Origin of the sequence: Streptomyces sp. RP5T (assembly GCF_003933965.1) — a bacterium.
Taxonomy (GTDB): domain Bacteria; phylum Actinomycetota; class Actinomycetes; order Streptomycetales; family Streptomycetaceae; genus Streptomyces.
In genome coordinates, this window is sequence record NZ_RSAJ01000109.1 from 1 (window position 1) to 19,911 (window position 19,911).

Sequence of the window (19,911 nt, forward strand, 5' to 3'; positions counted from 1 at the left end):
GCCCGACCGTGGTCCAGCAGCCCCAGCAGTCGGCGCGCATCCCCGCGCCCGCCGCGCAGAAGCCGGCCAAGAAGGGCTTCTGGAGCAGCTTCCTCGAGATCTTCCGTGTGTGACGGCTTAGCACCGCCCGGCAGGTGCCGGAGAGAGGACTGACGGCTTCACGCGTCCTCTCTCCGGCACCTGCGTTTCGTTCGGGGGACAGAACGCCCCTCACGCGCCCGAAAGGCCCCTCTTCGGGCAGAATCGACTCCCGTACAGCACAGCGCGCAGTACGAGGAGCGGCGTATGGAGTACTACGACCTCGGCTCCCACGGCCGACCCGTCACCACCGACTCGGCCGAGGCCCAACTCTGGTTCGACCGCGGCCTGGTGTGGACGTACGCCTTCCACCACGAGGAGGCCGTGGCCTGCTTCGAGAAGGCGGCCGCCGCCGATCCGGACTGTGCGATGGCCCACTGGGGCATCGCCTACGCGCTGGGCCCCAACTACAACAAGCCCTGGGAGTTCTTCGACGACCGGGACCTGGCCCGGACCGTCGAACGCACCCACTCGGCCGGCGAGTCGGCACACCGGAAGGCCGCCGTGCGGGCCACCGCGGTCGAGCGCGCCCTGATCGGTGCCCTGCGCGCCCGCTACCCGCAGGCGAGTCCCGCCGAGGACTGCGCGGTGTGGAACGCGCCGTACGCCGACAGCATGCGGGCCGTCCACGAACTCGCCCCCGACGACGCGGACGTGGCCGCCCTGTACGCGGACGCGCTGATGAACCTCACGCCCTGGCAGCTGTGGGACCTGCGCACCGGCGAGCCCGCCACCGGCGCCCGCACCCGCGAGGCCCGGGAGGTCCTGGAACGCTCGCTCGCCGGCGCCACCGGCCGCACCCACCCGGGCGTCCTGCACCTGTACGTCCACCTCATGGAGATGTCCCCCACACCCGAACTCGCCCTGCCCGTCGCGGACCGGCTGCGCGGTCTGGTGCCGGACGCCGGACACCTCCTGCACATGCCCTCGCACCTGGAGGTGCTGTGCGGCGACTACCGGCGGGTGGTGGCCGACAACAGCGCCGCGATCGCCGCCGACGACAAGGCCCTGGCCAGGGGCGGAGCGATGAACTTCTACACGCTCTACCGCTCGCACAACCACCACTTCAAGATCTACGGGGCGATGTTCCTCGGTCAGTCGGAGACCGCCCTCGAGGCCGCCGCGCAGCTGGAGGCGTCCATCCCGGAGGAGCTGCTGCGGGTGGAGAGCCCGCCCATGGCCGACTGGCTGGAGGCGTTCCTCGCGATGCGCGTCCACGTCCTGATCCGCTTCGGCCGCTGGGCCGACATCCTGGACCTCCCGCTGCCCGCCGACCCGCGCCTGTACTGCGTGACGACCGCGATGCTCCACTACGCCCGCGGTGTGGCCTGCTCCGCCCTCGGCCGCGTCACCGACGCCGAGCGCGAGCGCGCCCTGTTCCACCGGGCGGTCGGCGAGGTCCCCGGGACCCGGATGCTCTTCAACAACACGTGCAACGACATCCTGGCCATCGCCTCGGCGATGCTGGACGGCGAACTCGCCTACCGAAAGGGCGAGTTCGATGCGGCGTTCGCGGCACTGGAACGCTCGGTCGAGCTCGACGACAACCTCCCCTACGACGAACCCTGGGGCTGGATGCAGCCGACCCGCCACGCCTACGGCGCCCTCCTGCTCGAACAGGGGCGCGTCGCCGAGGCCGAGGCCGTCTACCGCGCCGATCTCGGCCTCGACGACACCCTCCCGCGACCGCTCCAGCACCCGGGCAACGTGTGGGCCCTGCACGGCCTCCACGAGTGCCTGGTCCGCGGGAACAAGCACGCGGAGGCGCGGATCGTCGCCCAGCAGCTGCGGATCGCCGCCGCCCTGGCCGACGTACCGGTCGAGGCGTCCTGCTTCTGCCGCCTGGACACCGGCGTCGCCGACTGCTGCGACTAGGCTCGTCAACTGGGCTACCAGGACGGGGACTTGCATGCGGAACACGGCCGAATTCATCGCGGATGCCTATGGACTCGGCGCGGGGAGCCGGACGATGACGCCCGTCGCCCGCGGCGCCCTGGGGCAGATCTGGAAGCTGTCCGGGAACGGCACCGCGTGGGCGGTGAAGGAACTGCTCTTCGAGAAGGACGAGCCGGACGTCGGCGCCGAGTCCGCCCTGCGGGACGCGGCCGAAACGCTGGGCGTCTCCGCACCCCGCCTCCTGTCCGACCGCACCGGCGCCCGTGTCGTACGGCTTCCCGAGGGCTCCTGGGCGAAGCTGTACGACTGGGTCGACGGCACCGTGGCCGACCCGTCGGACCGGGAGATCCTCGGCTGGTGCGGCCGTACGCTCGCCCTCCTGCACAAGGCGGGCGAGGGCGCGAGCGGGACGCCGAGCAGCTGGTACGAACGTTGCAACCCGGCCGCCGAATGGGCGGAACTGCTGGAGAAGGTGGAGCGGGCCGGCCTGCCCTGGGCGGGGGAGCTGGGCCGGTTCGTCGCCACCGGGGCCGCTGAGCTGGCCCGGTATGTCTCGCCGTCCGCCCCAGGCGACGTGGTGACCTCCCATCTCGACATGCGACCCCAGAACGTCCTGGTCACAGCGGACGGGCCGGTCCTGCTCGACTGGGACAATGCAGGGCCCGTCTCGGCGGAGCGTGAACTGGCCCGTGCCGTCCACGTGTGGTCGGGCGGCAACGACTTCGACGCCGAGGCGGCACGGCGCGTGGTGCGTGCCTACCGGGACGCCGGTGGCCGCGCGGTGATCAAGGGGCTGGACGCCTTCTCGACGCTGTTCGCGACGGACCTCAACTACGTGTACGTGCAGGCCGAGTGCGCGGTCGACCCGACGCTGACCGCCGAGCAGCGCGCGTTCGGCAGCCGTGAGGCCGTGGCCGCGCTGCGCGGCCTGCCCGAGCTCGCCGCCGTCTCGCGGCTGACGGAGGTGCTGGCGGGGGAGTGGTGAGCGCGGGACTTCGGCGGTGCCGTCCACGGCGCCACCTGGCACTACGCTCCTCGGCATGAGCGAAAACTCCGCACGGTCCGTCACCGTCGAGCGCACCGGCGCCGGCCATTTCGTCGCCACCAACGTCCGGGGCGGCACGATCACCTTCGGCACCGGCCCCGACAGCGAGTTCACCCCGGTCGAACTGCTCCTCGCCGCCCTCGGCGGCTGCACGGCGGTGGACGTCGACCTCGCCACCACCCGTCACGCCGAGCCCGACTCCTTCACCGTCGAGGTGAGCGGCAACAAGGTCAACGACGAGCTCGGCAACCGGCTGACCGACCTCGCCGTCACCTTCACCGTCACCTTCCCGGACGGGGAGGGCGCGGACCGGGCCCGCACGATCCTGCCCCGGGCGGTGAAGACCTCCCACGACCGGCTGTGCACGGTCAGCCGCACGGTCGAGATCGGCACGCCCGTCACCGCGACCGTCACGGACGCCTGACCCCTGCGTAGCCTGTCCCCGTGCCAGCCTCCCGCCTTCGCCGCGTCGCCGTTCTCGTCCTCGAAGGCGCCAAGCCCCTGGACGTCGGCATCCCCGCACAGGTGTTCACCACGCGCGCGAGCATGCCGTACGAGGTACGGCTGTGCGGGGCGGCCCCCGGTCTCGTGAGCGGCGGGGACGGGCTGTCGTACCACGTCGCCCACGGGCTGGAGGCGCTCGCGTGGGCGGACCTCGTCTTCATTCCCGGCTACCGGTTCCCGGACCGTGAGGATCCGCCAGCCGCCGTCGTCGCGGCCCTGGTCGCCGCCCACGGCCGGGGCGCACGGCTGGCCGCCATCTCGACGGGCGCCTTCGCGCTGGCCGCGACCGGTCTGCTGGACGGCCGGCGCGCCACGACCCACTGGCACTACACGAGGGCGCTCGCGGCCAGGCACCCTCTCGTCCGCGTCGACGAGAACGTGCTGTTCGTCGACGAGGGCAGCGTGCTGACCTCGGCCGGCGCCGCCTCCGGAATCGACCTGTGTCTGCACATCCTGCGCGGTGACCTCGGCGTGGCCGCCTCCAACCACGCGGCCCGGCGCCTGGTGGCGGCCCCCTACCGCAGCGGCGGCCAGGCGCAGTACGTGCCGCGCAGTGTGCCCGAGCCGCTCGGCGAGCGCTTCGCCGCCACCCGGGAGTGGGCCCTGCACCGCCTCGACGAACCCCTCACCCTCGACATCCTCGCGCGCCAGGCCGCCGTCTCGCCGCGCACGTTCTCGCGCCGCTTCGTCGAGGAGACCGGATACACGCCGATGCAGTGGGTCATGCGCGCCCGCATCGACATGGCCCGCGAGCTGCTGGAGCGGTCGGAGCGGAGCGTGGAGCAGATCGCGGCCGACGTCGGGCTCGGGACCGGCGCGAATCTGCGGACGCACTTCCACCGGATCCTCGGGACGACGCCGAGCGAGTACCGGCGCACGTTCACCCAGGGCGAGTAGTCCCTCCTTCGGTGAGCCTTGGCGCGATCCTTTTGAACCGTGGCGATCGCGCCACTGTCAGCACGGGAGGCCGCGCGCGAGCCTGGTGTGCATAGGGAAGGGACACCAATTCATGACTCGCATCGCCATCAACGGATTCGGCCGTATCGGACGCAATGTGCTGCGCGCGCTCCTCGAACGCGACAGCGCCCTGGAGGTCGTCGCCGTCAACGACCTCACCGAGCCCGCCACCCTCGCCAGGCTGCTCGCCTACGACAGCACGGCCGGCCGCCTCGGCCGCCCGGTCACCGTCGACGGGAACACCCTGGTCGTCGACGGCCGCCGCATCACCGTGCTCGCCGAGCGCGAACCGGCGCAGCTTCCCTGGGCCGAGCTCGGCGTCGACATCGTGCTGGAGGCCACCGGACGGTTCACCTCGGCCAAGGCCGCCCGCGCCCACCTCGACGCGGGCGCGAAGAAGGTCCTGGTCAGCGCGCCCTCGGACGGCGCCGACGTCACGCTCGCCTACGGGGTCAACACCGAGGCCTACGACGCGGACGTGCACACGGTCGTCTCCAACGCGTCGTGCACCACCAACGCGCTCGCCCCGCTGGCGTCGGTCCTCGACGAGCTCGCCGGGATCGAGCACGGCTTCATGACCACGGTGCACGCCTACACCCAGGAGCAGAACCTCCAGGACGGGCCGCACCGCGACGCCCGCCGTGCCCGGGCCGCCGGGGTCAACATCGTGCCCACGACGACCGGTGCCGCCAAGGCGATCGGACTCGTGCTGCCGAACCTGGACGGCAAGCTGTCCGGCGACTCCATCCGCGTGCCGGTCCCGGTCGGCTCCATCGTCGAGCTCAACACGACGGTCGCCCGCGACGTGAGCCGCGACGACGTGCTCGCCGCCTACCGCACGGCCGCCGAAGGGCCCCTCGCGGGCATCCTCGAGTACTCGGAGGACCCGCTGGTCTCCTCGGACATCACGGGCAACCCCGCCTCGTCGATCTTCGATTCGGCGCTCACCCGCGTGGAGGGCCGCCATGTGAAGGTCGTCGCCTGGTACGACAACGAGTGGGGCTTCTCGAACCGCGTGATCGACACGCTGGAGCTCCTGGCCAACGGCTGACCGGCTCCCGGCGGTCCGGTCCGCCGCAGCGGGGCCTCAGAGGAACGGTGTCCCGGCGTCCAGCCCGGACAGCACCCTGCCGTACAGCTCCAGATTGGCGGCGGGGTTGACGAAGGAGTGCAGGTTCAGGGCGTTGAGGTCCCGCACGGCCCGCTGCACCGGCACGTCCAGTCGCAGCGAGGACGCGCCGGAGGCGGAGCCGATCAGGTCCACGGCCTCCTTGCACAGCCGTGCCACATAGCCGCTCTGGGCGCGGATCCGGGCCCGTTCCTCCGTCGTGTAGGAGTTGCCGTCGGCGACCCGGGCGTCGATCAGCGAGACGTAGTCGGCGGTGAGCAGTTCGGCGCTGGAGATCTTCATAGCGGCCTCGGCGAACTGCAGATGCGTCACCGGGGCCTCGTGCTGACGCCCGTAGACCGTGTAGGTGATGCCCCGCTGCCGGATGCGCTCGCCGAACTCGGCGAGCGCGGCCCGGGCCGGACCCAGGGCCCCGGCGGCCGTCCAGGCGCAGAACAGCAGGAGGACCGGCATGCCGTAGAAGGGGTCGGCGCCGTTGAGCCGTGACGGGAACGATCCGCCCAGCAATGGCCCCAGCGGCAGGACGCGGTGGGCCGGGACGTGGACCTCACGGGCCACGACGCTGTTGCTGCCGCTCCCGGCGAGACCGGCGACGTGCCAGTCGTCGAGCACGTCGAGCTCGGCCATCGGAACGGCCGTCCACAGCAACTCCGGTGGGTGTCCCTCCCCGGACTCCGCCACCGCGGTCAGCAGATGCCAGTCGGAGTCCTGGCAGCCGGTGGCGAACGGCGAGGTGCCGTCGACCACGTAACCGCCGTCCACCGGACGGGCCTTCGCCTTCGGGACGAGGGTGCCGCTGACCCGTACGTCGGGGTCGGCGAAGATCTCGTCCTGGGCCTCGTCCGGGAAGAGCGCCGCGATGAACGCGCACCCGGCCTGGATCAGCGCCGTGAACCCGGTCGACCCGCACGCGGCCGACACCTCGCTCAGCACCTCGACCTGCGTGCGCGCCGAGGACTGGTAACCACCGTACCGGCGCGGGACGTTCATACGATGGACCCCGGCGTCCGTCAGTGCCGCGATGACCTCACCCGTGACCCGGCGTTCCCGTTCCGTGCGCAGGGCGTGGGAGCGGATGAGGGGCTGCAGTTTCCGTACCCGTTCGACGAGTTCGGCGTCCGGGTTCGGTACGGATGAAGCGGCCAAGGCGAAACCTCCGGGCCCGATACGCAGCGGAACCCTCACCGTGACGTCGAACCCGACGCGTGTCAACGCCCCTTTCCGGTCCCGCTCTTGTCGGTGTGCGACGGCCGGGCCTCGTGGACGATCTCCCCGTTCAGGATCGTCATGCCGAGTTCGCGAAGGTTGCTGATGTCCTGGGTGGGATCGGCGTTCAACACGATCAGGTCCGCACGCCTGCCGGGCCGCACCTCGCCGAGATCGGGGCGGACGCACTGCCGCGCAGCGCCGCTGGTGGCTGCGACAAGCGACTGGAGGGGCGTCATCCCCGCGGCCACCATCAGTTCGGCCTCTTCCAGCGTGTTCGCCCCGAACCTGCCCCGGCCACTGAAGGTGTCGCTGCCCAGGGCGATCCGCACGCCGGCGTCGGCGACCTTCTTGACGTTGCCCCGTATGTCCGGGTGACTCGCGTCATGGGCCCAGAGTGTGGGTGTGTAAGTGATGTCGCGCTCCAGCATCAGATCGATGAGCGAGTCGTCGGTGAGGGGCTCGACCGTGACACCGTGCTCCAAGCCGTCCGCGCCGGCTTCTACCGCCTCGCGCGCCGCGACCTGCTGGGTCGTGTGGACGGTCACCCTGAGACCGCGCTCGTGCCCGGTCTCGACACCTGCGCGAAGGAAGTCGAGGGGGAGCCGCACAAGCTCGACAGCCTCCGGGAAAGCCGGAATGTGCCAGACGTACTTGGGTGAACCGGAGTGCGCGCACGCACCTTCCGACAGGAGTTTGATCGCGTCCACCTCGCGGTCGGCCAGATGGTTCACCAGGTCCCGCATCTGCCGCACGCTGTCGATCTCGCCCGTGAACCTTGCGCGGGCCCACGGGTTGCCGCTGAAGACGGTGGCGGCCGGATGCCCGTCCCGTCCGGTGATGCCGCAGCCGGTCACGAGGAGACGGGGACCTCGTAACGTGCCCGCAGCGATACGGGCCCGCGCCTCCAGGATGGCCTCGGTCGGATCGCCGACCGACTTCATGGTGGTGATCCCGTGCTGGAGGAACGAGTCGAGCAGCCCCGGAAGCTCGTTCTCCTCGAACGCCCCCATCGATTCCGGACCGGACACGGCGAACACGTCGTAGAAGTGGATGTGGGTGTCGATCAGCCCCGGCATCACCCAGCCTTCGGCCGCGTCCACCTCCTTGACGCCCCTCAGCGGCTCCGCCGAGACGGCGACGATGTGTCCGCCCTTGACGGCGATGTCGTACAGCCCGGTGAGCGCTTTGTGCCCGTCGAAGACGTGCGCACGGCGGATGACGAGGTCGTAAGGCGCGGGATCCGGAACCTCGGCCCTCGTGATCAGCTCGGGTTCATAGGTCATTGCTCTCGCTCCTCCGTGACCGATCAGCCATTCGCCGACGGGAGTTGGTGCTCGGATTCCCGCACCTGCCGCAACAGGTGGGCGATCGTCGTCCGGCTCAGCCGTTCCTCCAGGGCCCGTTCCGCGTCCTGGAACTCCACCTCGAGCAGGTCGCAGATGTTGCGTCCGACCTCGCACGCGTCGCTGGGTGGATGGGCGTGCCGCGACAGGATGCGCCCCTCCTCTACGGCCGTATAGGCGTCGTTGAGCGTGATGTCCCGTGGGGCGCGGGCAAGGGACCAGCCGCCACCGCGACCCTCGGTGGACCGCACCAGGCCGGAGTCCCGCAGGCGGCCGAGGATGCGCCGCACCAGCACCGGATTGCTCGCCAGACTGTCCGCGATCTCCGCGGAGGTCAGTGAGCCCCCGCCCCGGTGCGCCAGCATGGTGAGCGCGTGAATGGCCACCGCACTCCTGCTGCTGAGGCCCGCCATCTCCCCTCCTCGCCCGACTGTCGCCAGCGTAACTGCAACTACAGTAGTTACAGTTAAGTACCCGTCAAGCCTGGGAGTCAAGGTCGTGATGACCCCGGACGACCTCTTGCCGCGCCACCCCGAGCCGCCGACGTTTCGCCCGTCGCGGGGCGCACAGTGGGGGCATGACCGCAGATGACAGGAACATCCTGGCCCGGGGGCGCGTGGCGGCCCGGCTGCCCGTCCAGGACCTGGACCGGGCCCGGCGTTTCTACGCCGACAAGCTCGGTCTGGAGCCCGTCGACGAACGTCCCGGCGGACTGCTCTACCGGTGCGGGGGCACGGACTTCGCCCTCTTCCGGTCGACGGGGGCCTCACCCGGCACCTTCACCCAGATGGGATGGGAGGTCGACGACATCGAGACGGCCGTGGCCGAACTCCGGCAGCGCGGAGTGGTCTTCGAGGAGATCGACGTCCCCGGTCTCCGCACGAGGAACGGTATCGCCGACGTCGACGGCAACTACCCGAGCAAGAAGGCGCGGGGAGAGCGCGCGGCCTGGTTCCGCGACAGCGAGGGCAACCTGCTGGGCATCGGCGAGCCGGTCCGCTGAACCGCGCGGCCCCGGGCATGGAGTTCACCGAGTGAACGTGGCGCGGGTCCGGGTCGTCAGTCGGCGCTGCGCAGCGCGACCCAGGTGTCGTGCGCCACGACACCGTCGGCGTCCAGGCCATGCTCGTTCTGGAAGGCGCGGACCGCGCTCTCGGTCCCCGACCCGAACTCGCCGTCCACGCCGGTGCTTCCCACGCTGTATCCGCGCTCGGTCAGCATGCACTGCACCTGCTGGACGCGTCGGCCGCTGTCGCCCAGGCGGGTGCGTCCATTGCCCTCGTAGTAGGTGCACTCCGAGAGCCAGGGAGCGGAGCCGGTCCCGGCGGACGGGCTCTCGGGGGACGGCGTGGCGGGCGTTGTGGCGGACGGTTCGCCACCGGAGGCCGGGGCGTCGTCGTCCCGGTCGGCGAACGAGCCCGAGGCAGAGGGCGTCGCCGACGAGGCCCCCGCCGTCGCGGCCGCAGCGGCGTCCTCGGCCGCGGCGCCGTCGGCCTCCGGGCGGCTCAGTCCGCCCCCGCCCGGGGACACCGGCCTGCCGGAGGCGTCCCGCGAGCCGGTTCCGGCGGCCGTCACGTCACCGGCCTTCGGGGCTGCTGTGGCGGGCGCGTCCTGGTGGCCGAGCAGCAACGCCACCGCGGCCACGACACAGATCGTGAGTGCCGCGGCGGCGACCAGTAACGCCTTTCTGCGCCTGCCGGAGAGGGCCGCCTTCGCAGGGCCCGGCGGAGGCGGGGCAGGAGTGCTCCCGGCCGGCGCGGGCGGCCGCGCGTCCGGAACGACGGACAGGTGAGCGGGCCGGGCCGGACGCGCGGACAGAGGCGGCGGCACTTCGCCCGGGGACCTCAGGCAGCCCAGGTCCGCGACCGGCAGAGTGTGGAGGGCCTCGTACGCCCGCTGCCTGGCGAGCACCTTGCCCCCGAGCGGCTCCGGCCAGGTCGCGGGCACGGGGTGCGCCCGGGCCGCGTCGATGAGTTCCCGCGGGGTCGGTCGCTCCGCGGGCTCCTTGTCGAGACAGGCGGTCAGCAGGGCGCCGAGCTCCTCGTCCGCAGCCGCGATCTCACCGAGGACCTCGGGGTTGGGGTTCTCGTAGGCCACCCGGTGCATCACGTCGACCCCGGTGCCGTCGCCGAAGGGGGCGCGCCCCGTCGCCGCGTACACCAGGGTTCCGGCCAGCGAGAAGACGTCGGACGCGGTGTCGGAGCGGCCCTCCCGCAGATGTTCGGGCGACATGTAGGCGGGAGTTCCCACCCGGTTGCCGGTGCCGGTGATCGCGCTCGCGTCCGCTGCCTTCGAGATCCCGAAGTCGATCACGTGCGCGCCCCGGACGGACAGCAGGACGTTGGACGGCTTGAGATCGCGGTGCACGATCTCCTCGACGGCCAGGCTCGCGAGCGCCTGTCCCAGCTCCGCCACCAGCCGCCACACCGCGGCCGTCCCCAGGGCGCCGTACTCCTTGACGGCCTCCGCGAGATCGAAGCCGGGGAGGTACTCCGTGGCCATCCACAGCAGTTCGTCCTCGAAGCCCGTGCCGCACAGCCGCGGTGCGTGCGGTGTCCGCAGGCGGGCGTGCACGGCCGCCTCGCGCTCGAAGCGGCGCCGGAACCTGGGGTCCTCGGCGTACTCCGGCCTGATCACCTTCACCGCGACCAGACCCGGGCTGTCGTCCGCGGGACGCGCCAGATAGACGCGTCCCGTGCCGCCGCTGCCGAGCAGGGCCACCGGCGCGTAGGGCCCGACGCGCCTCGGGTCGCCGAGCCGCAGGGGTAAGGCACCGGTCTGCCGCAGCGCGGCAGCCGCGTCGTCCGCCGACGGCGGCCGCTGTCCCGACAAGAAGTCCCCCGAAGTCACATTCGATGCACGCCAGTTCGCCCGTAGCGGGAGACGAGCGTAACTCAGCTCGCGCAGGTGTTCAGGAAATCGCTCACCTCCGTCGTCCGCTTGTGCGACAAGCGGGGCGAGTCGGGAATGCGCCCGCGGCGTCTGCATGTTGTCCACCGGCGACCGACTTTTCTGTCCCCGGCTGGAAAGCAGGCTCATGACGTCCTCGCCGAGCACGATGCGCGCGATCCGGCTCTCCGCTCCCGGCCCCGTGGAGAACCTGCGGCCGACCACCCTCCCGCTCCCGCCCGAGAGGGACGGCTGGGTGCGGATCCGCGTCGAGGCGTTCGGCCTCAACCGCTCCGAACTGAAGCTCCGGCTGGGGCTCGGCGAGGGCGTGAGTTTCCCCCGGGTACCCGGTATCGAGGCCGCCGGCACCGTCGACGCGGCCCCGGCCGGCAGCGGGCTGACCCCCGGGCAGAAGGTCGTCGCGATGATGGGGAACATGGGGCGCACCTATGACGGCGGCTACGCCGAGTACACCTCCGTGCCCCTGTCCCAGGTCATCCCGGTCGACACCGACCTGCCCTGGGAGGTGCTGGGCGCGCTGCCGGAGATGGTGCAGACGGCCTACGGCTCGCTCACCGTCGGCCTGGACCTCCGGCCCGGCCAGTCCGTGCTGATCCGCGGCGGCACCTCCTCGGTCGGTCTCGCGGCCGCCGCCCTGGCCACCTGGCGCGGCGCCACGGTCCTGTCCACCACCCGGCGAGCCGACCGCCTCTCCCTGCTGGCGAAGCACGGCGTCGACCACCCGGTCCTCGACACCGGCGAGATCGCACCCGCCGTGCGCGAGCTCTACCCGCACGGCGTCGACGCCGCGCTGGACCTGGTCGGCACGCCCACCCTGCCCGACACCCTGCGCACGGTCCGCGTCCACGGCACGGCCTGCTTCGGCGGCAGCCTCTCCAACCAGTGGACGGTGCGGGACTTCTCCCCGAACGAGTACCTGCCGAGGGGCGTACGACTCGCGGGCTACTTCGGTGATGCCGCCGATCTGCCGCGGGATGCCTTCCAGGAGATCCTGGACGCGGTCGCCGCCGGCCGGCTCACCTTCCCCGTGGACCGCGTCTACGAGGGCCTCGACCAGGTGCCGCAGGCCCACGACGACATGGAGCACGACCGGGCCACCGGCAAGCTGGTCGTCCGCGTCCGGCACGCGGACCGTTGAAACGGTGTCCACCGCGGACCGCCACTCGCGCACAAGGACGACGGTCCGGCCCCTGCCGGCCCTGATCGCACAGGAGTAGCACGGGCGGAGCTGGGGACTTGAAGGTCAGGCCGGGCGTGGCGGCGTACCCCATGGGGGCCGCACCGGCCAGGCTTCTCCGGTTCAGACACGAGCCGGAGAGGCCGTGCCCGGGTACGGCCTTCCGGTCACGCGCCTTTCCTCTCCGCTCCCGACGGGTGGCTTCGGCCCGCACGCAGAAGCCCTCGGGCGGCTGCTGCCGGAGCCGGCCGGCCTCCGATGACCAGGTCCGTCGCGGCGTGGACCGCACCGCGCCGTAGTCGAGCACACCAGTCTCACGCGGCACCGACAGCCGTGGCTTCGGGTGCCGCAGGGCCGCTCGCCGCGGGCCGAGGGCACCTGGCGCGGCGGCGGGCAGCGGGTCGGCGGTAGGGTGGCCGCACCGGTGGAGGTGGGTGGTGGCAGTGGAGTGGCGGGAGTTCGCCGAGGCGATGGCCCAGCTCGCGCGGAACTTGCTCGCGCAGGAGTCGATCCAGGACACGCTGGACGAGATCGCGAAGTCGGCGGTGCGCCTGGTGGAGGGCTGCGACGCGGCCGGAATCCTGGCGGTCCGCAAGGGACGTGCGGTCACCCTGTCCTCGTGCGGTGACGTGGTGGAGGCGTCCGACCGGCTGCAGGGCAAGCTGGCCGAGGGGCCGTGCTTCGATCTCGCGGCCCGCTCCGACGGCGGCAAGGGAGAGCGCGCGTTCCGGATCGCGGACATGACCCAGCCGCAACCGGCCTGGCCGCGTTTCGCCGAGGGGGCCCGCGGCCTGGGCATCGGCAGTATGACCGGAGTGCTGCTCTACACCCATGACGAGGATTTCGGCGCGCTGAACCTGTACTCCCGCCGCCCCGGAGCCTTCGACAAGGACATCGAGACCGCCGGCTGGATGCTGGCCTCGCACGCCGCCGTCGCCCTGGCCGACGCCCGTACGATCGACCAGCTCGAGGACGCCATGAAGACCCGCCATGCCATCGGCGAGGCCATGGGCATCCTCATGGAACGGCACAAGCTGAGCGAGGAGGACGCCTTCAGCGTGCTGCGGCGCATCTCGCAGCAGCACAACATCAAGCTGCGAGACGTCGCCCAGCGGGTCCGTTCCGACCGCCCCGGCCAGGCCTGAGCCCACCGAAGGCCACCCACGGCTCGCACGGCTGCCGTGGGACCGCACACGGTCTGCGTACGTGCCCGGTGACCGGGTAGCCGCTAGAGCGGCAACCGGCCACAGAAGGTTGAACGCGACGAAAGAGCTCCACATGATCATCCCGCTTATGAAGCAGGCGGCGGATGAGGTGGGCAGGGACGATCTTGCCAGGCTGCGTTATGCCGCGGCCTGGGGTCCGCGTACGCCCCGCGCCGCGGAAGCGCGGCGGGATGTGCGTGCCGTCCTCTCCCACGCTCCGGGCTGCGATCGCCCGGCCGTCCCCGCCTCCCGGCTCACCGACGCCGAACTCGTCGTCAGCGAGCTCGTCACGAACGTGCTGCGGCACGCGCCCGGCCCCTGCGCCCTGACGCTGCGGCTGACCGGTGAGGAGCTGTCGATCAGCATGTACGACACCTCCCCCGACGCGCCGGTGGTGCAGCCGCCGGAGCGCGGCCGCGTCGGCGGGCACGGCCTGCGCCTGGTGCACTCGGTCAGTGACAGAGTCGTCGTCACCCCCCGCGGTAGAGGCAAGGAGATCACCGCTCACCTGCGCCTTGCCGAGAGTGACGAGGCCGGTCTCGGGGAGCTCGCCGGCCGGGCCGGGGCCTGACGGCTCATACGCGCGCGCTCGCCGCGCTGCCGCGCCCCGGGCTCCGGAGCGCGACGACCAGCCAGGCACGGGAGTCGAACCACACGCCGTTGCCGGTGTCCCGCGCCTCAAGAGTCTCGCGCAGTCGTTCGAGGGCACGCTCGGCGGACACGGCGTCCAGGCCGGTGACCAGTTCCTTCGCCATCCGCAGTTGGAGTACGGCAGCGAGCGCGCGCTCGGCGTCCGGGCCGTAGCGGACGGGCTCGCGGACGTCGGCGACCTCCACCGCCGTGAAGCCGGCCCGGGTCAGAACATCGGCCACGACGTGGGGCTCGCCCAGCGAGAACGGGTCACCGGCCGGCGAGGCGGGCTCCGGCGCCGCGCTCCCGCCGGAGAGCGCCGCGCGGATCGCGGTGTGCCACTGCTGACGTTCGGCGGCCTGCCAGACCAGCTGCACGAAGCGCGCACCAGGGCGCAGGGCCCGCCCGATGTTGTCGAACGCGGCGACCGGGTCGGTGAAGAACATCGTCCCGAACCTGCTCACGGCCATGGTGAAGCGCTCCGGCGGGAACGCGTGCTCCTGGGCGTCGCCCTGCACGAAACCGATGTTGCGCAGCCCTTCCGCCGCGGCCTGGCGGCGGGCCCTCTCCAGCATCGGCCCCGAGACGTCGATGCCGAGCGCGGTACCCGGTGACGCCGCCCGGGCCGCGTCACGGGTGGTGAGGCCGGTGCCGCATCCGATGTCGAGGACATGGTCACCGGAGCGGACGCCCAGCGCTTCCAGCAGCCGCTCGTGATGGCGAGCGAGCTCGGAGTCGTAGTCGAACACGGGAATGCCTCCCTCCTACCGCGGGCCGGGTTCCCACTCTGTCAGCCGTCACGTCGCGCCCGCTCTCGCGCACGGTTCGTGAAAGGCGGATCGACCTGGCGTCGCCCGGAAGACCGGCGGCCCGCCCGGCACGGAATCACGGGGTGCCCAGATAAGTGGTCGCCTCGACGTCGTGCAGGTGGATGAGGATGTCGTGGGCGCGGCCGAGGGCGGACGTGTACTGCACCGGGTCGGGCCACCCGGCGCCGATGTTCCAGGTGGCGCGTTCCTCGTCCAGCCAGGCACGCACGGGACGCGGGGCCGTACGCAGATCGAGGATGTAGTCCTCCTGGCGGGCCCTGTCGAGGGTGTGCTCGTTGGAGCCCGGCTTCGCGGCGCCCACCCGGTAAGTGCGCATCACGTTGTCCTCGGTGCCGAAGGCCTTGAAGGCGCCGTGGTGGAAACTGAAGCCGATGCTGACGTAGTCCTTGCCCAACGCATCGCGCAGGAAAGCGCCTTGGGTCTTGGGGTACCGAGCGTCGAACGAGTCGTAGGACACGTGGGTGTTGTGTGCCGACAGCAGGATCCGGTCACCGGTGTACCGGTGCCACCAGGCCACGTTCTCGGCCATGACCTGGTCACGCAACCTCATCATCGCCGCCACCTGTCCCTCGTCGGTGAAGTCGAAGGCCATGCCCGCGGCCATCTGGTGGATGGCCCTCGCGTGCTGCACCGTCCACAGACGGTCCCGCTCGTCGGCGCCGCGGCCGGGGCGCTGTTCCAGCAGGAGCTCGTACACCTTCCCGGTGCGTTCGGCCCGCTCCCTGCGCTCGGCGAGCGGCAGCTCGAAGTACTCCGCGCTGTAGCTGCCGGCGTCGGTCGTCGGTGCCAGTCCGCGGTACAGCTCGGTGACACGGTCCAGCAACTGCGGGTACCTGCGGGCCACTTGCCGGGTCACCCGCTCGTACAGCTCGGGCCCGGCGTAGCCCATGTCGTCGCCCATGAACTGCACCGGGTCGTCAGGATGGCCGAGGTTGTAGCCGCGCATCCACTCGATGAGGTCCATGTAGTCCTGGTTGTTCCAGATCCGGTACGACCCCTGGAACTCCTCACGCGCGATGTCCCTCAACTCGCCCTTCCCGCCCAGCACGTACTCGTTGAGCCGTACCCCGCTGCTCCACGGAAGCTCCAGGGAGAACGTCCGGAACCCCTTCTCCTCGACCAGGTAGCGGAAGACCCGGTGCTTCGTGCGGAAGAAGTCCCGCGAACCGTGGGTGGCCTCGCCCAGCCCCACCACCTCGGCGCCCCGGAGCATGCGGCCCAGCGCGCGCAGGTCGCGCGAACTGCCGCCGGGTTCAGTGCTGTTCAGGGTGTGCGCACTGCGCTCGATGGCGTCGACCACCCGCTCCTCCTGCTGCGCGGAAGCCGATGCCCGCGACACCGGGACCGAGGCGGGTGACGCGTGCCCGGTGTCTGCGACGGCCGCGGGGGAGACCGCCATCGCGCTGAGGGAGAGGAGGACCGAGGAGAGGACAACTGCCTTGTGTCGTGTCATGCTTGTAGGTTTCCGCGCGCCCCGGGTGTGCCACCAACCCCCACGCTGCCCACCCGCGGGTACCGCAGGCGCTACTGCGGTAGCCTGCGCCGATGTCTACGATCAAGCAGGTCCAGGTCACCTTCGACTGCGCCGAACCCGAGCGCGTCGCCCGCTTCTGGTGCGAGGTGCTCGGATACGTCGTACCGCCCGCGCCCGAGGGGTTCGCGACGTGGGAGGAGTTCAACCACTCACTGCCACCGGAGAAACGGGATGCGTGGTTCGTGTGCTCCGACCCCTCGGGCGTGGGCCCGCGGTTGTTCTTCCAGCGTGTTCCCGAGGGCAAGGTCGTCAAGAACCGGGTGCATCTCGACGTCCGGGTCGGCACCGGGCTCGTGGGCGAGGAACGTCTGGCCACGCTGGAGGCCGAATGCGCACGGCTGGTGGCGCTCGGCGCGAAGCGCGAGCGAGTGCTGCTCGCCGATGAGGAGAACGAGTCGTGCATCGTGATGCAGGACGTCGAGGGCAACGAGTTCTGTCTCGACTGAGCATGCTTACCACGAAGGTGATCTGGGATCGCTCCCATGTGAAGCGAGGGTGGAAACGTCGCTGACGTGCCGTCAAGCGCCCTGTGAAGAACGGTTTTTGTGTGCGGGAAGCGTCGACGGGCGCTCGAAGGTTTTCGACGTGCACGGTTGGTTGACAGGCTCCTGTTCGGTGGAGAAGCTGCCTGATGCACCGAGAGTTCCGTGCGGCGGCGCTCGCAGCGGGCCGCCCGGCGTGTGACGCGCCGGGGGAGGCCGGCCCCGGCGGCGCGTCACCGCGCTCTCCACCCGTTCTGGGATCGTTCACACCGCGGACGCCGACGCGATCGGTGGACCGCGTACGCACCGGGAACACCGGCCCTGCGGCGCCCCGTACCGCGCACGTCGCTCACTCCAGTACTCCTGTGTCCCCCCACCTTCGCACCAGGAGGTTCGTCGCCATGCCCGAACGAGTCACCCTCACCCGGCCCCCACACCCTCGCCGAAACGCCCCATTACCCGGGCACCGAACGAACGGCCCGGTGCGGCGCCTGGCCGTGACGATCGCCGCGGTACTCGGACTGCTCGTCACGGCCGTGGCGGCGGTTCCGGCATCCGCGGCCGACAATCCGTATCAGCGGGGGCCCGCCCCGACCCTGGCCAGCGTCGCCGCCACGCGGGGCACGTTCGCCACCGCGCAGATGACCGTCTCACCGGGCAACGGGTTCAACGGCGGGACCATCTACTACCCGACGGACACCAGCCTCGGCACCTGGGGCGCGGTCGCCATCGTCCCCGGGTACACCGCGCGCTTCGCCGACGAGGAGGCATGGATGGGCCCCTGGCTCGCCTCGTTCGGATTCGTCGTGATCGGCGTCGAGACCAACAGCCGCACCGACTTCGACACGGCCAGGGGAACCCAGCTGCTGGCCGCGCTGGACTACCTCACCCAGAAGAGCCCGGTCCGCACCAGGGTCGACCCCAACCGGCTTTCGGTGATAGGCCATTCCATGGGCGGCGGCGGAGCGCTGGTCGCGGCCGAGCGGCGACCGTCGCTGAAGACCGCCGTCGGCCTCGCACCCTTCAAGCCGTCCGGGAACCTGGCAGCCGACCGGGTGCCCACCATGATCATGGGCGGCACGGCGGACACCACGGTCACGCCGTCCTACCTCGACGGACTCCACGCCACCCTGCCGGCTTCGACGGAGAACGCGTACCTCCAGCTGACCGGGGCGAACCATCTCTTCCCCACCAAGCCCAACACCCTTGAGATGCGGCTCCTGATCCCCTGGCTGAAGACGTTCGTGGACAGCGACACCCGGTACCCCCAGTTCCTGTGCCCTGGGCCGGCCGACCCCACCGGCATCGCGTCGTACCGCGGCACCTGCCCGTACCTGCCGGCGGCGTGACGACGCCGAGCACACGGTGTTCTCCTCCTACGGCAGCGCCGACCTCGCCCCCGGCATCGTGGCGAACATGCAGAAGATCTCCGCCGCGTACGGCAAGCCGTTCCTGCAGAGCGAGTTCGGCGGCCGGGTGGACCGGGCCTCGGCCACCCAGGCGTCCCTGGTCGCCTACATCAACGCGCTCAGGTCCAGCGGCGGGCAGGGCATCTTCTACTGGGAGCCGGAGTGCATGTCGCCGTTCACCGGCGACACCATGGGCGCCTGGGACTCCGCCACCCAACGGCCCACCGCCATCATGAACGGCTTCACCCAGGCCTGAGCCGTGTGAGGCGGTGCGCGCCTGTACCGCACGTCCTCATGGCTGGGCCCGTCTGGACCGCCGTCCGGGTGGGCGTCGTGCAGACTCCGTCTCCTCGGCCCGCTGGATGTCCCCGGCGAGCCTCGCGATTCTCGCCTCCGCCGCGGTGATGCCGCGCAGGATGAGACGTAGGTGAGTGGTGGACTGCGGTACCGCGTCCCGGAGTTGCGCCAGTCGCCGTTGCTGCGCGGCGAGTTCGGCCTTGAGCCGCGCGGGCCGGTTGGGTGGTGGGGGAGGGCTCTCACCGTTGAAGACCACGTTGTACAGGGGCCGTTCGGTGTGGACGGCGTCGCGTTCGGCCGCGTGCGCGTCGTTCGGGTAGTCGATCCGTACGCCGATGACGTGGGAGCCCCAGGGCTGTTGGCGCAGGTGAGTGCGGATACGGGTCAGCGGGCACGTGGAGATGCCGACGTACAGCAGGCCTTCGAGCCCGTAGAGCCGGTACAGGGCGGTGCGGCCCGCGGTGTGGAGGCTGCCTTCCTCGTCGAACAGGCTGCGCAGGAACTGCGTGTCGATGTCCGTCATGACGCGGCCTCGCTCGGCTCGGGGCACGCGGTGGCCGTCCCGGCCGCGACCGCGCGCCGTTCGTCCATGCCCTCACGGTCCCACGCGGGTGTGACACCGGCTCCGGAGACCAAGCGTCGATCCGGCCGGAGAGCGTGAAGACGATCGAGCAGGCGCGCCTCGTTCCAGTCGATCTCGCACCCCCCAACGGGGCACCGCACGCTACGAGGGTGCGGTCTCAGGCCGCTGTCGCCACCGGCCCGGCCCCCTGCCGCTGCCGGACCAGGGGCCGTACCGTCGCCTCGTGGCCGCGACGGGCGGCGAAGACGTAGAGGCGCAGGACGGCGAACCGGCCCAGGCCCGCGAGCCCGGAGGCACTGAGGTAGACGATCTGCTCGGTCAGGACGCCGGGGGCGCCCTGGATCAGGTGAAGGACGTACACGGCCGCGGTGGTGGCGAGGTAGGCGACGGTCGCCGAGTCGGCGGACTGCCAGTGCTCCCGCCACCCGGCGCGGCGCCCGGTGCCGAAGGTGAAGCGGGCGTGGAGCTCGGTGCACAGCAGGGTGGAGGCGGCGGTGACAAGGGCGTTGCCCACCGCCCAGGGCAGGAGCGTGGCCAGCAGCGGAACCACCAGGCCGGAGAGGACCCCGACGCCGCCTCCGAGGATGAGGAACCGCAGGAAGGCGGCGACGGGGTCGGGGGCGGCCGGGGTCGCCGTCTCGGCCTTCTGTACGAGCGGCGACGACATGGTGGGTGCTCCTTGGGGGGCTGAGG

At 71.4% G+C, this 19,911-nt stretch carries 20 protein-coding genes; 12 read left to right on the forward strand and 8 right to left on the reverse strand.

Translation table 11 applies throughout. The annotated features are described in order from the left end of the window. The first annotated feature begins 285 nt into the window (after positions 1-285). The 5 genes from EHS43_RS14370 to gap all read left to right on the forward strand — a co-directional run bounded on the left by EHS43_RS14370 (position 286) and on the right by gap (position 5,531). Entirely contained in the window at positions 286-1,953 is a 1,668-nt protein-coding gene (locus tag EHS43_RS14370) for a hypothetical protein (RefSeq protein ID WP_125191167.1), read from the forward strand. Positions 1,954-1,987: 34 nt separating this feature from the next. Next, entirely contained in the window at positions 1,988-2,959 is a 972-nt protein-coding gene (locus EHS43_RS14375) for a phosphotransferase enzyme family protein (RefSeq protein ID WP_125191168.1), read from the forward strand. Positions 2,960-3,014: 55 nt separating this feature from the next. After that, entirely contained in the window at positions 3,015-3,443 is a 429-nt protein-coding gene (locus tag EHS43_RS14380) for an OsmC family protein (protein WP_125191169.1), read from the forward strand. 20 nt (positions 3,444-3,463) lie between these two features. Then, positions 3,464-4,420 (forward strand): GlxA family transcriptional regulator, encoded by a 957-nt coding sequence (locus tag EHS43_RS14385; RefSeq protein ID WP_125191170.1) that lies wholly within the window; start codon positions 3,464-3,466, stop codon positions 4,418-4,420. 112 nt (positions 4,421-4,532) lie between these two features. Further along, the gene (gene gap, locus EHS43_RS14390; RefSeq protein ID WP_125191171.1) at positions 4,533-5,531 is read left to right on the forward strand and encodes a type I glyceraldehyde-3-phosphate dehydrogenase; all 999 of its coding nucleotides are present in this window, start codon (positions 4,533-4,535) and stop codon (positions 5,529-5,531) included. A 36-nt stretch (positions 5,532-5,567) separates the two neighbouring features. Here gap and EHS43_RS14395 read toward each other — a convergent pair whose 3' ends face one another. From EHS43_RS14395 to EHS43_RS14405, 3 genes are all read right to left on the reverse strand, one after another. Beyond that, the gene (locus EHS43_RS14395) at positions 5,568-6,755 is read right to left on the reverse strand and encodes an acyl-CoA dehydrogenase family protein (RefSeq protein WP_125191172.1); all 1,188 of its coding nucleotides are present in this window, start codon (positions 6,753-6,755) and stop codon (positions 5,568-5,570) included. Between the two features lie 62 nt (positions 6,756-6,817). After that, a complete protein-coding gene (locus EHS43_RS14400) occupies positions 6,818-8,101 on the reverse strand; it encodes an amidohydrolase family protein (RefSeq protein WP_125191173.1) in 1,284 nt (427 codons plus the stop codon). Positions 8,102-8,124: 23 nt separating this feature from the next. Beyond that, positions 8,125-8,574 (reverse strand): Rrf2 family transcriptional regulator, encoded by a 450-nt coding sequence (locus tag EHS43_RS14405; protein ID WP_125191174.1) that lies wholly within the window; start codon positions 8,572-8,574, stop codon positions 8,125-8,127. A gap of 164 nt (positions 8,575-8,738) precedes the next feature. Here EHS43_RS14405 and EHS43_RS14410 point away from each other — a divergent pair, with 164 nt between their 5' ends. Next, positions 8,739-9,164, forward strand: a complete 426-nt coding sequence (locus tag EHS43_RS14410; RefSeq protein ID WP_125191175.1) for a VOC family protein — start codon at positions 8,739-8,741, stop codon at positions 9,162-9,164. Positions 9,165-9,220: 56 nt separating this feature from the next. Here the strand turns inward: EHS43_RS14410 and EHS43_RS14415 are convergent, their stop codons facing one another. After that, positions 9,221-10,993 (reverse strand): serine/threonine-protein kinase, encoded by a 1,773-nt coding sequence (locus tag EHS43_RS14415; RefSeq protein ID WP_125191176.1) that lies wholly within the window; start codon positions 10,991-10,993, stop codon positions 9,221-9,223. Positions 10,994-11,198: 205 nt separating this feature from the next. Here EHS43_RS14415 and EHS43_RS14420 point away from each other — a divergent pair, with 205 nt between their 5' ends. The 3 genes from EHS43_RS14420 (at position 11,199) to EHS43_RS14430 (ending at position 14,024) form a co-directional block, all read left to right on the forward strand. Further along, entirely contained in the window at positions 11,199-12,209 is a 1,011-nt protein-coding gene (locus EHS43_RS14420) for a zinc-binding dehydrogenase (protein WP_125191177.1), read from the forward strand. Between the two features lie 482 nt (positions 12,210-12,691). Beyond that, positions 12,692-13,393: a GAF and ANTAR domain-containing protein gene (locus EHS43_RS14425; protein WP_260470529.1), complete on the forward strand. Its 702-nt coding sequence runs from the start codon at positions 12,692-12,694 to the stop codon at positions 13,391-13,393. 133 nt (positions 13,394-13,526) lie between these two features. Further along, positions 13,527-14,024, forward strand: coding sequence for an ATP-binding protein (locus tag EHS43_RS14430; RefSeq protein ID WP_260470526.1), 498 nt, complete (start codon positions 13,527-13,529; stop codon positions 14,022-14,024). A gap of 4 nt (positions 14,025-14,028) precedes the next feature. On the opposite strand, the gene EHS43_RS14435 is transcribed toward EHS43_RS14430, so the two are convergent. Continuing rightward, entirely contained in the window at positions 14,029-14,832 is an 804-nt protein-coding gene (locus tag EHS43_RS14435) for a class I SAM-dependent methyltransferase (RefSeq protein WP_125191179.1), read from the reverse strand. A gap of 136 nt (positions 14,833-14,968) precedes the next feature. Next, positions 14,969-16,366: an erythromycin esterase family protein gene (locus EHS43_RS14440; protein ID WP_125191180.1), complete on the reverse strand. Its 1,398-nt coding sequence runs from the start codon at positions 16,364-16,366 to the stop codon at positions 14,969-14,971. Positions 16,367-16,458: 92 nt separating this feature from the next. Here EHS43_RS14440 and EHS43_RS14445 point away from each other — a divergent pair, with 92 nt between their 5' ends. The 3 genes from EHS43_RS14445 to EHS43_RS14455 all read left to right on the forward strand — a co-directional run bounded on the left by EHS43_RS14445 (position 16,459) and on the right by EHS43_RS14455 (position 18,594). Further along, on the forward strand, positions 16,459-16,893 hold the full coding sequence (locus tag EHS43_RS14445; RefSeq protein ID WP_125191181.1) for a VOC family protein: 435 nt from the start codon (positions 16,459-16,461) through the stop codon (positions 16,891-16,893). Positions 16,894-17,411: 518 nt separating this feature from the next. Further along, positions 17,412-18,278, forward strand: a complete 867-nt coding sequence (locus tag EHS43_RS14450; RefSeq protein ID WP_260470527.1) for a dienelactone hydrolase family protein — start codon at positions 17,412-17,414, stop codon at positions 18,276-18,278. Positions 18,279-18,294: 16 nt separating this feature from the next. Continuing rightward, a complete protein-coding gene (locus EHS43_RS14455) occupies positions 18,295-18,594 on the forward strand; it encodes a hypothetical protein (protein ID WP_260470528.1) in 300 nt (99 codons plus the stop codon). 36 nt (positions 18,595-18,630) lie between these two features. On the opposite strand, the gene EHS43_RS14460 is transcribed toward EHS43_RS14455, so the two are convergent. Beyond that, entirely contained in the window at positions 18,631-19,158 is a 528-nt protein-coding gene (locus tag EHS43_RS14460; RefSeq protein ID WP_125191183.1) for a GIY-YIG nuclease family protein, read from the reverse strand. Positions 19,159-19,375: 217 nt separating this feature from the next. Continuing rightward, a complete protein-coding gene (locus tag EHS43_RS14465) occupies positions 19,376-19,885 on the reverse strand; it encodes a hypothetical protein (RefSeq protein ID WP_260470530.1) in 510 nt (169 codons plus the stop codon). Positions 19,886-19,911 lie beyond the last annotated feature (26 nt).

Coding starts and splice junctions, on each gene's coding strand:
- EHS43_RS14370 (WP_125191167.1), top strand. CDS start 286: ATGGAGTACTACGACCTCGGCTCCCACGGCCGACCCGTCACCACCGAC.
- EHS43_RS14375 (WP_125191168.1), top strand. CDS start 1,988: ATGCGGAACACGGCCGAATTCATCGCGGATGCCTATGGACTCGGCGCG.
- EHS43_RS14380 (WP_125191169.1), top strand. CDS start 3,015: ATGAGCGAAAACTCCGCACGGTCCGTCACCGTCGAGCGCACCGGCGCC.
- gap (WP_125191171.1), top strand. CDS start 4,533: ATGACTCGCATCGCCATCAACGGATTCGGCCGTATCGGACGCAATGTG.
- EHS43_RS14400 (WP_125191173.1), bottom strand. CDS start 8,101: ATGACCTATGAACCCGAGCTGATCACGAGGGCCGAGGTTCCGGATCCC.
- EHS43_RS14405 (WP_125191174.1), bottom strand. CDS start 8,574: ATGGCGGGCCTCAGCAGCAGGAGTGCGGTGGCCATTCACGCGCTCACC.
- EHS43_RS14410 (WP_125191175.1), top strand. CDS start 8,739: ATGACCGCAGATGACAGGAACATCCTGGCCCGGGGGCGCGTGGCGGCC.
- EHS43_RS14420 (WP_125191177.1), top strand. CDS start 11,199: ATGACGTCCTCGCCGAGCACGATGCGCGCGATCCGGCTCTCCGCTCCC.
- EHS43_RS14430 (WP_260470526.1), top strand. CDS start 13,527: ATGATCATCCCGCTTATGAAGCAGGCGGCGGATGAGGTGGGCAGGGAC.
- EHS43_RS14440 (WP_125191180.1), bottom strand. CDS start 16,366: ATGACACGACACAAGGCAGTTGTCCTCTCCTCGGTCCTCCTCTCCCTC.
- EHS43_RS14445 (WP_125191181.1), top strand. CDS start 16,459: ATGTCTACGATCAAGCAGGTCCAGGTCACCTTCGACTGCGCCGAACCC.
- EHS43_RS14460 (WP_125191183.1), bottom strand. CDS start 19,158: ATGACGGACATCGACACGCAGTTCCTGCGCAGCCTGTTCGACGAGGAA.
- EHS43_RS14465 (WP_260470530.1), bottom strand. CDS start 19,885: ATGTCGTCGCCGCTCGTACAGAAGGCCGAGACGGCGACCCCGGCCGCC.